This window comes from Kribbella sandramycini, assembly GCF_013131805.1.
Taxonomy (GTDB): Bacteria; Actinomycetota; Actinomycetes; order Propionibacteriales; family Kribbellaceae; genus Kribbella; species Kribbella sandramycini.
Map to the genome: position 1 here is coordinate 80,846 of NZ_JABJRC010000003.1, position 11,574 is coordinate 92,419.

Here is an 11,574-nt window from a genome sequence, read left to right on the forward strand (position 1 = left end):
TTAAACTGAACGATCCGAGCGTACGTCGCCCCGCGGCCTCAGGTCAACGGGTGCGGACCGGGCCCGCCCGGAGCGGCGTCCGGCGGGTATTCCAGCAGCAGCACCGACCGCACCGGCCCGCCCACCGCCGCGTACTCGTGCGGCCCGGCCGCCCGGAAGGCGAGGTAGTCCCCCGGGCCGAGCTCCTCACTCCGCCCCTGCGAGGTCACCCGCAGCCGACCGCTCAAAACAACGTGATGCTCGATTCCAGGATGCCCATCGGAGTGCTGGACGGCGTCCGGCCGCACGTCCTGCGTGTAGATCTCGAACAGCCCGCCGGCCGGCTCGACCCGCCGCAGCATCCGCAGGTCGATCGCCTCCCCGGACAGGACGCCGGTCTCCGCACCCCGGACCACGACCAGCTCCGCCGTCGGCGCCTCGTTCAGCAGAGCGGACACCGGCACCCCCAGAGCGTTCGACAGACTGAACACCGTCTCGATCGTCGGGTTCCCGCTCCCGGACTCCAGCTGCGACAGCGTGCCCTTTGCGATCCCCGATCGCCGGGCCAGCTCGGACAGCGAGATCCCCTGCTCGTCCCGCCGAGCCCGCAAGTTCGCCCCAAGCACCCGCCCCGCACTCATAGCCCCGGAGCATGCCACATCGAAGCTCAGGGAATGACCCGCTGCCGCCGCAGCTCGGCGAAGATCCGGAAGAACATCTCGTCGGTCGCGACGTAATCGTGGAACCCGGCCCGCCGGATCTTCGACGAGTCCGCGAAGAAGTCGTAGTCCCACCCGAACACGAAATCGGCGAACGGCCACGACGAAACCTCGGCGTACGACGTCGCCGCCAGCCCATGTGTCGCCTGCAGTTGCTTCCAGGCCGGCTCCTTGTCGGCCATCACCTCGGCCAGCGTCATCCGCAACGGCGGCGCGACATCCATCCCGAACCAGTCCGCGATCCGCGGCCACAGCTCGTTCCACCGGAACAGATCACCGTTCGCGATGTTGAACACCTGATTCGCCGCGGCCGGCGTCGTCGCGGCCCAGACCGTCGCCTTCGCGAGCAGCCCGGCATCGGTCACCTCCAGCAACGCGTCGTACGCCCCCGGCTTCCCGGGGAACCGCAGCGGTACGCCGAACTCCTTCGCCAGCGAAGCCTGGACGGCGATCGCCACCGCCAGGTTCATCGGGTTGCCGAGGGCAACACCGCCGACCACCGACGGCCGCAACGCGGACCACTCCCACGCCTTACCCAGTTGCCGATCCGCCAGGAATCGCTGCTGATCGAGATTGAACTCCGGCGGCAGGATCGGCGGATCGTCCTCCCGCGCGGGCGTCTTGAACGGCCCGAGATGCGCGCCGTACACCTTGTACCCCTGCATCAAGCTGATGTGCCGCAACCCCTTCGCGACCGGCTCGATCGCGTCCACGACGTTCACCAGCATCGCCAGATTCGGCGCGACCAGCTCGGCCCAACTCGGCCGATCCTGGTACGCCGCGTAGAACAGATGCGTCACCTCGTTCAACCCGGCCAGCTTCGCCCGCACGTCGTCCGGATCGAGCAGATCGACGGCGACCTGCCGCACCCGCCCCGGTACGTCGACGCCACCTCGCCGGGACAAACCGATCACGCGCCACTCGCCCGACGCCGCCAGCTGATCGACCAGCTTCGTGCCGATCACCCCACGCGCCCCCACCACCAACGCCACTTTCTGCATACCGAAGAGCCTCGCTGAGCTGCGAACATAACTCCAACGCATATTTCTCACGTCTGCCATAAACTGAGCTCATGACGACGTTGCGGCAGCTCGAGTACCTCGTCACGGTCGTCGATACCGGCTCGTTCACCAAAGCGGCCGAGCTGCTCCACGTGACCCAGCCCGCCCTCTCCCATCAGATCCGCGCGCTCGAACGCTCAGCCGGCGGCCCGCTCCTGGAGCGGCTCCCCCGCAACATCCGCCTGACCTCGACCGGCCGCGCGATGCTGCCGCACGCCCGCGCCGCCCTCGCCGACGCCCAGCGCGCAGCCTGCGCGGCCCGCCAGGCCGCCGGCCTCGAGGTCGGCGAGCTCCAGATCGCCACCCTCTACTCGATCACCCTGGGCATCCTCCCGGCGGCACTACGCCGCTGGCGCCGGCACCACCCGGACGTCGGCATCCGCCTCTACGAGCACCGGCACACCGACGAGCTCGTCGAGGCCATGAACGCCGGTGAGGCCGACCTCGCGATCGGCCCGGAGCCGGCCGACTGGACCGGCGTCGTCCACCCGCTGGGCAGCGAGGAGTTCGTCGTCGTAGTCGCGGCCGACGACCCCGCGGCGTCCGGCGAGACCATCAGTCTGCAGGCGCTCGCTGATCGCGCGTGGGTCCACTACGCGCCGACGCATGGGCTGGCCGCCGTCCTCGATCGGGCTTGTGCACAAGCCGGTTTCGAACCATTCGTTGCCGTGCGCACCGAACAGACCGCCGCCGCGCCGGCGCTCGCGACTGCAGGCCTCGGCCCGGCTCTCGTCCCCGACAACATCCTCCCGGCGAGCTTCGACGGCCGCATCCTCCGCCTCGACCCGCCGGTCCGCCGTCAGCTGACGGCCTACACCCGCGGCGAGCCCGACCCGCTGGCCGCCGCGTTCATCGCATCGCTCAGCTGACCGGCATCGGCAGCTTGTCCAGCGCGTCGACCAGCGGCGCCAGCTCGGGCACCTCGGTCGCCTTGCGCAGCGCCTCGGTCAGTACGGCGTCGTGCGTCGGCTGGGCCTTGTCGAGCAAATCGCGACCGGCCTTGGTCACCTCGGTGTAGATGCCGCGCCGATCGGTCGGGCAGAGGTAGCGCTCCAGCAGCTTGCGGTCCTCCAGCCGGTTCACCAGGCGCGTCGTCGCCGACTGACTGAGGACGACGGCGTTCGACAGCTGGTTCATCCGCAGGTGGTGCTCGTCCTGCCGGGCGAGGACATCCAGGACGCCGTACTCGCTCACGGACAGCCCGTGCCGCTTCTGCAGCGCGCGCTCCAGCTCGTCCTCGATCCGGGCATGGAGAGCGGCCAGGGTCCGCCACCCCTGCGCCCGCGCCTCGGCGGCGTCATCCGGTAGGCCCATGGCTCCTCCACTTGAACTTTACGATTGCATGCGCAATCATAGCGCTTGTGCAATAGCCCGCGTCTGCAACTATCGCGGACGCCGGTAACAGTCTTAAGACTACATTCGAAGGAGCGCAGAACCCATGCCCGCGATCGAACCCGAACCCGGAGCGCAGCGGAGGGTTGCCCTTTTCGCACTCGCGATCGGCGCGTTCGGTATCGGCACCACCGAGTTCGTCATCATGGGCCTGTTGCCCGAGGTCGCCACCGACTTCGGCGTCAGCATCCCCGCCGCCGGTCTGCTGATCTCCGGTTACGCGCTCGGCGTCGTCGTCGGCGCCCCGCTGCTGACCGCGATCGGGGCCAAGATCTCCCGCAAGACCGTGCTGGTCGCGCTGATGGGCGTGTTCATCGCCGGCAATCTGCTGTCGGCCCTGGCCCCGACGTACGGCGTCCTGATGACCGGCCGGATCGTCGCCGCGCTGGCCCACGGCGCGTTCTTCGGGGTCGGCTCGGTGGTGGCGGCGTCGCTGGTCCCGAAGGCGAAACAGGCCAGCGCGATCGCTTTGATGTTCACCGGCCTGACGGTCGCGAACGTGTTCGGCGTCCCTGGCGGGACGGCGCTCGGTCAGCAGTTCGGCTGGCGGTCGACGTTCTGGGCGGTCACCGCGCTCGGCGTGATCGGCCTGCTCGGGATCGTCTTCCTGGTCCCGCGGCAGGACACCACCGAGGGCCCGGGCCTGCGTGGCGAGCTGGCCGTCTTCAAGAACGTGCAGGTCTGGCTGGCGCTGGCGATGACCGCGCTCGGCTTCGCCGGGGTGTTCGCGTCGTTCACCTACATCGCGCCGATGATGACCGAGGTCGCGGGCTTCTCGGCCGGCGCGGTCACCTGGCTGCTCGTGCTGTTCGGCGGCGGGCTGGTGATCGGCAACCTGCTCGGCGGCAAGGCTGCCGACCGCTCGCTGATGCCGAGTCTGTACCTGATTCTCGCGCTGCTGGCCGCCGTCCTGATCGTGTTCGTCTTCACCGCGCACGCGAAGTTGCCGTCGGCAATCACCATCGCGCTGTTCGGCGCCGCGGGGTTCGCGACCGTCGCGCCGCTGCAGAAACGCGTGATGGACAAGGCGGCCGGGGCGCCGGCGCTGGCCTCCGCGGCCAACATCGCCGCCTTCAACCTCGGCAACGCGGTCGGCGCCTACCTCGGCGGCCTGACCATCGAGCACGGCCTCGGCTACACCGCCCCGAACTGGGTCGGCGCCGCGCTGGCCGCCTCGGGCCTGATCGTCGCGCTCGCGTCCGGCCTGCTGGACCGCAAGCGCACTCCTGTTCTCGTCACTGCCTGATCTCTGTAAAGGAAGAGCTTTCTGATGATCCCCACCGTGAAACTCAACAACGGCGTCGAGATGCCCCAGCTCGGGTACGGCGTCTTCCAGGTCCCGGACGCCGAGACCACGCCCGCCGTCGCGGCCGCTCTCGAAGCCGGTTACCGCAGCATCGACACGGCGTCCATCTACGGCAACGAAGCCGGCGTCGGCAAGGCGTTGGGCGCCGCCGGCATCGATCGCTCCGAGCTGTTCATCACCTCCAAGCTGTGGAACGCCGACCAGGGCTACGACGCGACCCTGAAGGCCTATGACACCAGCCTGGAACTGCTCGGCCTGGACTACCTCGACCTCTACCTGATCCACTGGCCCACCCCCGAGCGCGATCTGTACGTCGACACCTGGCGAGCCCTGGAGAAGCTGGCCGCCGACGGCCGCGTCCGCGCCATCGGCGTCTCCAACTTCCAGCCCGAGCACCTCGACCGGCTGGCCGAGACCTCCGGCATCACCCCGGCCGTCAACCAGGTCGAGCTGCACCCGTTCCTGCAGCAGGACGCCGTCCGCAAGTACGGCGCGGACTTCGGGATCCGGACCGAGGCATGGAGCCCGCTGGCCAAGGGCGGCTCGCTGCTGACCGACCCCGTCGTCCAGGCGCTGGCCGAGAAGCACGGCCGGACGCCGGCCCAGGTCGTGCTGCGCTGGCACCTGCAACTCGGCAACATCGTCATCCCCAAGTCGGTCACCCCGGCGCGAATCAAGGAGAACTTGGACGTCTTCGACTTCACCCTGTCGGCCGACGACCTCGCCACGATCACCCCTCTGGACCGTGGTGAGCGCACCGGGCCGGACCCGGACACGTTCAACGCCGCGTGAGATAGAAGTCCGAGACGGCGTGGAAGGACTTCTTCGGCTCCCAGCGGTACGGTGACGCGGGGTCGGCGGAGTCCTTCCGCAGCACCTTGACCAGGCTGTACGACGCCATGTCCTCGTCGTGCGGCCGGTCGTCCGGGCGATGCGGGGCATCGGGTGCGATGAAGGTGTACATCGACGCACCGAGGAAGCCCTCCGCGGTGAAGACGCGGAGCATGTTCACCAGGTGATCGGCCTGGGTCTGCTCGTCCCGCACGTACTGCGGCGGGATCACTGGGACCTCACCGCTGAAGTCGACGATGTCCCAGCCCATGCCGCCCAGCTCGGGCGCGCCGGTGAACGTGCAGGAGCCGAACTCTAGGATCAGGATCGGCTTGCCCCAGCGCCGGAACCGCGCGAGCTCCTGGGTGTGGCCGGCCGGGTCCTCGTGATAGCCGTAGTAGTCCAGCCCGACGATGTCGAACAGCGACCAGTCGACGTTCTCCAGGTCGTGCGCGGCGCCGTAGGTGATCCGGCCGTTGAAATGCGTCCGGGCCACCTTGACCATCCGGGCGGTGAAGACGCGGAACTTGCGCTGCAGCTCGGGCATGTCGAACTCGCCGGCCTGCAGGTACTCGATCCGCTCGAAGAAGTTCGCGCCCGGGATGATGTCCGGCGTGAACAGCATGAACTCACAACCCACCGCGAGGATCACCTCGCGGTCGTGACACCGGCGGAGCCGCTCGGCCTCGATCGCGACCGCCCGGAGCTTCGCCAGCTGCGCCTCCTGTGGCTCGTCGAACGAGCGCGGCTGGATCGAGACGGTCAGACCTTCGTCCAGGGCCGCGGTCGCAGTCTCGGTCAGACGGCGGACGTCGCTGCCGTAGATGCTCACCCAGTTGGCGTGCAGCCGGTGCCGGATCGCCCGGATCTCACCGCGCATCACGTCGTCCCGCCACCACGGCCGCCCGTCCGCACCGAGGAAACCGGTGCCGACGTCGTACGCGACGCCTTTCAGCGACAGCCGGGGCCGTCGTGGCGCTGCCGCCGCCGAAGCGGGGAACGCGGTCAGTCCGGCAGTGCCGGCCAGCAACCCGAGTCCGGCCGTTCGCCGCAGGAACTGGGCTCTGTCGATCTCCGAAGCGTTCATGGTGCCGAGTCTTCGCGACGGCGATCGCGGTTTCGTCGTACCTCCGTCCCTGCGGCTCCGACTTTGGTCGCTAACACACTGTGCTCCGATCTGACACACTGTTTCAGTGCGAGCTGCAGATGAACGGACAGCGCTGGGTTCGGTCTGGCTCCGGGCCGAGGCGGAGGCGACCCGGGCGCCGTTGACCCGGGAGCAGATCGTGACGACCGCGATCAGCCTGCTGGATGCCGACGGGCTGGATGCGTTCTCGATGCGGCGGATGGCGGCCGCACTCGGCACGGCCGCGACGTCCGCGCTGTACTGGCGGGTGGCGAACAAGAACGACCTGCTCGAGCTGGCCGTCGACGAGGTCCTCGGTGCGGCGGTCGTCGAACCGGCCACCGGAGACTGGCGCGACAAGCTGACGGAAGTGGCGACATCGGCGTACCGGGCGCTGTGGGAACACCCCTGGGCGCCGCAGCTGTTGGCGACCCACGCCGGGCTCGGGCCGAACTATCAGGCGCTGACCGACCAGTTGGTTACCTTGCTGTCGAGCGCCGGTTTCAAGGGTGTGCACCTGGATGCGGCGGTGTCGGCGGTCTTCCATTACCTGGTCGGATCGGCGGTCACCGATTCGGCCTGGTCGGCGATGGTCCGGCGCAGCGGGCTGACCGAGCGGCAGTGGGCGCGGCAGGCCGGCGACCAGCTCGGCGTCGGCGCGGAGAGCCTGGCCGCGTACCTGAACCGGGCGAACCGGGCCGGTCCGGAGGCCCGATTTTCCTCGGGATTGCGGGTGATTCTGGTCGGCCTGCGGCCCCGCCAGCTGACCTGAGCCGCCGTGACACAGGGATGACCCGTCACCGATGTGCCCCGGTCAATCGCTTGCACCACTGAGCGTCGCCGTACAACTCTTCACGGTTAGAAGGCTCCGACCCGCCCGGCGGCGCCTACGACACTCTGGAGTGTGAGGCATGACAGCAAAGCTCAAGCTCACTCGCGCCGCGTTCGCCGCGGTGATCCTGCTGACCGCGTCCATCGGGGCCGTAGGCCAGGCGCAGGCCGCACAGCCGACGCCGTCGCCACGGATCGTCGGCGGCACGCTGGCCAAGACCGCGCAGACCCCGTGGGCGGTCGCGCTGAACAACAGCGGATCCCCGGCGGCGAGCGGGCAGTGGTGCGGAGCGACGCTGGTCAAGCCGAACAAGCTCGTCACTGCCGCGCACTGCGTCGAGGAGCCGATCGCCACCTACACCGCGATCCAGGGCCGCGACGACCTGACGAAGTCCAACGGCAAGACCTCGAAGATCGCGAAGATCTGGAAGGACCCGCTGTACGGCAAGGAGGCCGGCCACGACGTCGCGGTCGTCACGCTCAAGACGCCGTTCACCGGCGTCCCGACGCTGCCGCTGGAGACCAAGCGCTCCGCGGACGCCGTCGGCTCGAAGCCGACCGTCTACGGCTGGGGCAACACGCAGGTCGAGGACCAGGTGGACCAGTTCCGCAAGGTCGTCGTCCCGGTGCTCGGTGACGCGTACTGCAAGCAGGCCTACGCCGACGAGGGCTACGTCGCCAACGGCGAGATCTGCGCCGGGTACAAGAACGGCGGCAAGGACTCCTGCCAGGGCGACTCCGGTGGCCCGCTGGTCCTGAACGGCCGCCTGTTCGGCGTCGTGTCCTGGGGGATCGGCTGCGCGCTCGCCGGCAACCCGGGCGTGTACGCCGAGGTCGCGTCGTACCACACGGAGCTGACCAAACAGATCAACAACTAGCTCGGACTGCGGGTGGCCGGTCCACGGGGATCGGCCACCCGTTCCTTCGTCTCAGAGGTCGGCCAGCACCGAGCCGGGGTTCTCGAAGGCGTCGGCGACGAAACGCAGGAAGCCCGCCGCGGTACCGCCGTCGCAGACCCGGTGGTCGAAGACCAGTGACAGCTGGGTCAGCTTGCGGACCGCCAGCTCGCCGTCCACCACCCACGGGCGATCGATGATCCGGCCGACGCCGAGGATCGCGACCTGCGGATGGTTGATGATCGCCGCGCTGCCGTCGACGCCGAAGCTGCCGTAGTTGTTCAGCGTGAACGTGCCCCGATTGAGCTCCTCGGGCGTGAGCTTCCCGAGTCGCGCCGACTCGGTCAGCGTCCGAATCGCGCCGTCCAGCTCGCGCGCCGTCAGCCGATGCGCATTCGCAATCGCCGGCACCACGAGACCACGGTCGGTCTGCGCGGCCAGCCCCAGGTTCACCCCGTCGTACTGAACCAGCTCGTCACCGTCGACGAACCCGTTCAGCTCGGGGTACTTCGCCAGCCCGGCAACCACGAACCGGGCCATGTAGGCCAGCAGACCCGGGCCGTCCTTGGTTGCCTTGCGCAACTCGATGAGCGCGGTCGCATCGACGTCCACCCAGGTGGTGGCCTCCGGAATCTCGCTCCGGCTCCGGCTCAGCGTGGCCGCAACCACCTTCCGGAACCCGCTCATCCGCTCCCGCCGCAACTCCGGGAGGCCCGTCCGCTCGACAACCTTCGGAGCGGCCAGCACCCCCTCGACGTCGCGCCGCACAATCAGCCCGCCAGGCCCAGATCCGTTGATCTGTCGCAGATCGACTCCGCCGTCCTTGGCCATCCGCCGCACCAACGGCGAAACCACCCGCACAACCCCGCCTTCGACCCGCGCACTCTGCACCGGCTCAGCACTCCGCACGACCTGCTCGCGTGCGCTTTCCCCGCCTCGCACCTGCGGGCGCCGCCGGCGACCTGCGCCGCCGTCCGCCGTCCCATAGCCGACGAGCACGTTCCCGGACCCCGCGCGCTCCTCCTCGCGGTACGTCTCACCGGCCGACTCGCCCGCGATGGTGATCAGCGGCTGGCCAACCGGAACAACCGTCCCGACCTCACCATGCAGCTCAGCGACCACCCCGGCGTACGGCGACGGCAACTCGACCACCGATTTCGCGGTCTCGACCTCGGCAACCGGGGTGTCGACGGCAACGACATCCCCCGCCGCGACCAGCCAGCGCACGATCTCGCCCTCGGTCAGCCCTTCCCCGAGATCCGGCAGCAGGAACGTGTTCACGAGTCCTCCCACTGGAGGTTGTCGACGGCATCGAGAATCCGGTCCACCCCCGGCAGCTGGTGCTTCTCCAGCTTCGGCGGCGGGTACGGGATGTCGAACCCGGTCACTCGCCGGATCGGAGCCGCCAGCGAGTGGAAGCACCGTTCGGTGACCCGGGCAACGATCTCCGAGGACACACTGGCGAACCCACTCGCCTCGGCGACCACAACCGCCCGCCCGGTACGCCGTACCGCCGCACAGACCGTCTCGTCGTCGAACGGCACGATCGACCGCAGATCGACGACCGTCAGCTGCCGACCTTCGGTCGCCGCGACCTCCGCCGCCTCCAGCGCGACCGGCACCGACGGCCCGTACGCGATCAGGGTCGCGTCCGCGCCGTCTCGGCGTACGACGGCCTTGCCGATCCCGGGCTCGGCTTCGGTGAGGTCGACCTCGTCCTTGGCCCAGTAGAGCTTCTTCGGCTCCATGAACACGACCGGATCCGGCAATTCGATTGCCCTTCGCAACAATGTGTACGCGTCGGCAACGGTGCTCGGGGCAACGACCGTCAACCCCGGCGTGTGCGCGTAGTAGCTCTCCGACGAGTCGCAGTGGTGCTCGACGCCGCCGATCCCGCCGGCGTACGGCATCCGGATCACCATCGGCAGCTGGACGCGGCCGCGGGTGCGGTTCCGCATCTTGGCGACATGCGACACGATCTGCTCGAACGCCGGGTAGCCGAACGCGTCGAACTGCATCTCGACGACCGGCCGCATCCCGTTCATCGCGAGCCCGACCGCCATCCCGACGATGCCCGACTCGGCCAGCGGGGTGTCGAAACACCGCTCCTCGCCGAACTCCGCCGTCAGCCCGTCGGTGATCCGGAAGACGCCGCCGAGCGGACCGACGTCCTCACCGAACATCAGCACCGTCGGGTCGGCGTGCATCGCGTCGCGCAGCGCCTGGTTGAGCGCCTGTGCCATCGAGATCTTCACGTGCGTCATGGCTTCAGGCCTCCTCTCGCGACAGCTCGTCGCGCAGGAACGCCGCCTGCTCGGCCAGCTGCGGCGTCTGTTCGGCGTACAGGTAGGCGAACAGGTCTTCGGGGTTCACGGTCGGCTCGGGCATCAGGCCGTCGCGCAACTGCTGCGCGACCTGCGTGGAGACCTGCTCGGCGCGCTGCTTGAGCTCATCGGTCAGCAGGCCGTTGTGGGTCAGATAGGTCTCCAGGCGCTTGATCGGGTCGCGCTGCAGCCACGGGGTGACCTCGTCGTCCTCGCGGTAGCGCGTCGCGTCGTCCGCGTTCGTGTGCGCCTGGACGCGGTAGGTGTGCGCCTCGACCAGCTGCGGCCCTTCGCCGGCGCGCGCCTTGCCGACAGCCTGCCCGAGGATGGCGAGCAGCCCGGCCAGGTCGTTGCCGTCGGCACGTTCGCCGGGGACGCCGTACCCAATGCCCTTGTGCGCAAGGGACGGCGCGACAGTCTGCTTGGACAGCGGGACAGAGATCGCGTACTCGTTGTTCTGCACGAAGAACACGACCGGCGCGTGGAAGACGGCCGCGAAGTTCAGCGCCTCGTGGAAGTCGCCCTCGCTGGTGGCGCCGTCACCGCAGAGCGCCATCACGACGGTGTCCTCGCCCTTCAGCCGCGCGGCGTGCGCAACCCCGACGGCGTGCGTCAGCTGGGTTGCGAGCGGCGTGGCCTGCGGTGCGACGTTACGCGCGTACGGGTCGTAGCCGGAGTGCCAGTCGCCGCGCAGCAGCGTCAGCGTCTCGATCGGGTCGACGCCGCGGCTCACGATCGACACCGTGTCGCGGTACGTCGGGAACAGCCAGTCCCCATCGCGAAGCACCATCGTGGCGGCGACCTGACAGGCCTCCTGCCCGTGCGACGACGGGTACACGGCCAGCCGGCCCTGCCGGACCAGCGCACTGGCCTGATCGTTGATCCGGCGACCCTTGATCAACTCGACGTAACCGTCGGCCAGCGCCTGCTCGGAGGGCAGCTGGTACGACGGGTGTTCATGCGGAACGCCGTCCTGGTCGATCAACCGGACAGGTTCGGCGGAGGGGAGCAAACGCTCCTCGACGGTGGTCATAAACCCTCCAGCGCAGGGAGACGGACGGTGCCCATATCGTCGTCGTTCTGGCCATTCGGATCTATAGCTGGGAGAA

General features: G+C 69.1%; 12 protein-coding genes. 5 read left to right on the forward strand and 7 right to left on the reverse strand.

The window, feature by feature from the left end:
• Window positions 1-38: 38 nt before the first annotated feature.
• Together HPO96_RS13810 and HPO96_RS13815 are read right to left on the reverse strand one after the other, a co-directional pair.
• On the reverse strand, window positions 39-620 hold the full coding sequence (locus tag HPO96_RS13810; protein WP_171673842.1) for a helix-turn-helix domain-containing protein: 582 nt from the start codon (window positions 618-620) through the stop codon (window positions 39-41).
• A 26-nt stretch (window positions 621-646) separates the two neighbouring features.
• A complete protein-coding gene (locus HPO96_RS13815) occupies window positions 647-1,699 on the reverse strand; it encodes an SDR family oxidoreductase (RefSeq protein ID WP_202885958.1) in 1,053 nt (350 codons plus the stop codon).
• Between the two features lie 71 nt (window positions 1,700-1,770).
• Between HPO96_RS13815 and HPO96_RS13820 the strand changes: the two genes are divergently transcribed.
• Window positions 1,771-2,628, forward strand: a complete 858-nt coding sequence (locus HPO96_RS13820; RefSeq protein WP_171673844.1) for a LysR family transcriptional regulator — start codon at window positions 1,771-1,773, stop codon at window positions 2,626-2,628.
• Here HPO96_RS13820 and HPO96_RS13825 read toward each other — a convergent pair.
• Window positions 2,621-3,073, reverse strand: a complete 453-nt coding sequence (locus HPO96_RS13825) for a MarR family winged helix-turn-helix transcriptional regulator (RefSeq protein ID WP_171673845.1) — start codon at window positions 3,071-3,073, stop codon at window positions 2,621-2,623. The two genes, HPO96_RS13820 and HPO96_RS13825, sit on opposite strands and share 8 nt — an antisense overlap.
• Before the next feature lie 124 nt (window positions 3,074-3,197).
• On the opposite strand from HPO96_RS13825, the gene HPO96_RS13830 reads away from it, so the two are divergent.
• Both HPO96_RS13830 and HPO96_RS13835 read left to right on the forward strand, forming a co-directional pair.
• The gene (locus tag HPO96_RS13830) at window positions 3,198-4,397 is read left to right on the forward strand and encodes an MFS transporter (protein ID WP_171673846.1); all 1,200 of its coding nucleotides are present in this window, start codon (window positions 3,198-3,200) and stop codon (window positions 4,395-4,397) included.
• A 24-nt stretch (window positions 4,398-4,421) separates the two neighbouring features.
• Entirely contained in the window at window positions 4,422-5,249 is an 828-nt protein-coding gene (locus tag HPO96_RS13835; protein WP_171673847.1) for an aldo/keto reductase, read from the forward strand.
• Here HPO96_RS13835 and HPO96_RS13840 read toward each other — a convergent pair.
• Entirely contained in the window at window positions 5,236-6,375 is a 1,140-nt protein-coding gene (locus HPO96_RS13840) for an abortive phage infection protein (RefSeq protein WP_171673848.1), read from the reverse strand. The genes HPO96_RS13835 and HPO96_RS13840 overlap by 14 nt on opposite strands.
• Window positions 6,376-6,481: 106 nt before the next feature.
• Between HPO96_RS13840 and HPO96_RS13845 the strand changes: the two genes are divergently transcribed.
• Complete coding sequence (locus HPO96_RS13845) at window positions 6,482-7,186, forward strand: TetR/AcrR family transcriptional regulator C-terminal domain-containing protein (protein WP_171673849.1); 705 nt, start codon at window positions 6,482-6,484, stop codon at window positions 7,184-7,186.
• A 139-nt stretch (window positions 7,187-7,325) separates the two neighbouring features.
• Window positions 7,326-8,123, forward strand: a complete 798-nt coding sequence (locus tag HPO96_RS13850) for a S1 family peptidase (protein ID WP_171673850.1) — start codon at window positions 7,326-7,328, stop codon at window positions 8,121-8,123.
• 51 nt (window positions 8,124-8,174) lie between these two features.
• On the opposite strand, the gene HPO96_RS13855 is transcribed toward HPO96_RS13850, so the two are convergent.
• The 3 genes from HPO96_RS13855 to HPO96_RS13865 are packed head-to-tail and all read right to left on the reverse strand — an operon-like array spanning window position 8,175 to window position 11,498.
• Window positions 8,175-9,422, reverse strand: a complete 1,248-nt coding sequence (locus HPO96_RS13855; RefSeq protein WP_171673851.1) for a 2-oxo acid dehydrogenase subunit E2 — start codon at window positions 9,420-9,422, stop codon at window positions 8,175-8,177.
• Window positions 9,419-10,405: an alpha-ketoacid dehydrogenase subunit beta gene (locus HPO96_RS13860; RefSeq protein WP_171673852.1), complete on the reverse strand. Its 987-nt coding sequence runs from the start codon at window positions 10,403-10,405 to the stop codon at window positions 9,419-9,421. Before HPO96_RS13860 ends, HPO96_RS13855 begins: the two co-directional genes overlap by 4 nt.
• Window positions 10,406-10,409: 4 nt before the next feature.
• Window positions 10,410-11,498: a thiamine pyrophosphate-dependent dehydrogenase E1 component subunit alpha gene (locus HPO96_RS13865; protein ID WP_171673853.1), complete on the reverse strand. Its 1,089-nt coding sequence runs from the start codon at window positions 11,496-11,498 to the stop codon at window positions 10,410-10,412.
• Window positions 11,499-11,574: the final 76 nt, after the last annotated feature.

What these genes read in the sequence shown, in the direction of transcription:
- HPO96_RS13810 (WP_171673842.1), bottom strand. Translation starts at nt 620, where the DNA reads ATGAGTGCGGGGCGGGTGCTTGGGGCGAACTTGCGGGCTCGGCGGGAC.
- HPO96_RS13815 (WP_202885958.1), bottom strand. Translation starts at nt 1,699, where the DNA reads ATGCAGAAAGTGGCGTTGGTGGTGGGGGCGCGTGGGGTGATCGGCACG.
- HPO96_RS13820 (WP_171673844.1), top strand. Translation starts at nt 1,771, where the DNA reads ATGACGACGTTGCGGCAGCTCGAGTACCTCGTCACGGTCGTCGATACC.
- HPO96_RS13825 (WP_171673845.1), bottom strand. Translation starts at nt 3,073, where the DNA reads ATGGGCCTACCGGATGACGCCGCCGAGGCGCGGGCGCAGGGGTGGCGG.
- HPO96_RS13830 (WP_171673846.1), top strand. Translation starts at nt 3,198, where the DNA reads ATGCCCGCGATCGAACCCGAACCCGGAGCGCAGCGGAGGGTTGCCCTT.
- HPO96_RS13835 (WP_171673847.1), top strand. Translation starts at nt 4,422, where the DNA reads ATGATCCCCACCGTGAAACTCAACAACGGCGTCGAGATGCCCCAGCTC.
- HPO96_RS13840 (WP_171673848.1), bottom strand. Translation starts at nt 6,375, where the DNA reads ATGAACGCTTCGGAGATCGACAGAGCCCAGTTCCTGCGGCGAACGGCC.
- HPO96_RS13850 (WP_171673850.1), top strand. Translation starts at nt 7,326, where the DNA reads ATGACAGCAAAGCTCAAGCTCACTCGCGCCGCGTTCGCCGCGGTGATC.
- HPO96_RS13860 (WP_171673852.1), bottom strand. Translation starts at nt 10,405, where the DNA reads ATGACGCACGTGAAGATCTCGATGGCACAGGCGCTCAACCAGGCGCTG.
- HPO96_RS13865 (WP_171673853.1), bottom strand. Translation starts at nt 11,498, where the DNA reads ATGACCACCGTCGAGGAGCGTTTGCTCCCCTCCGCCGAACCTGTCCGG.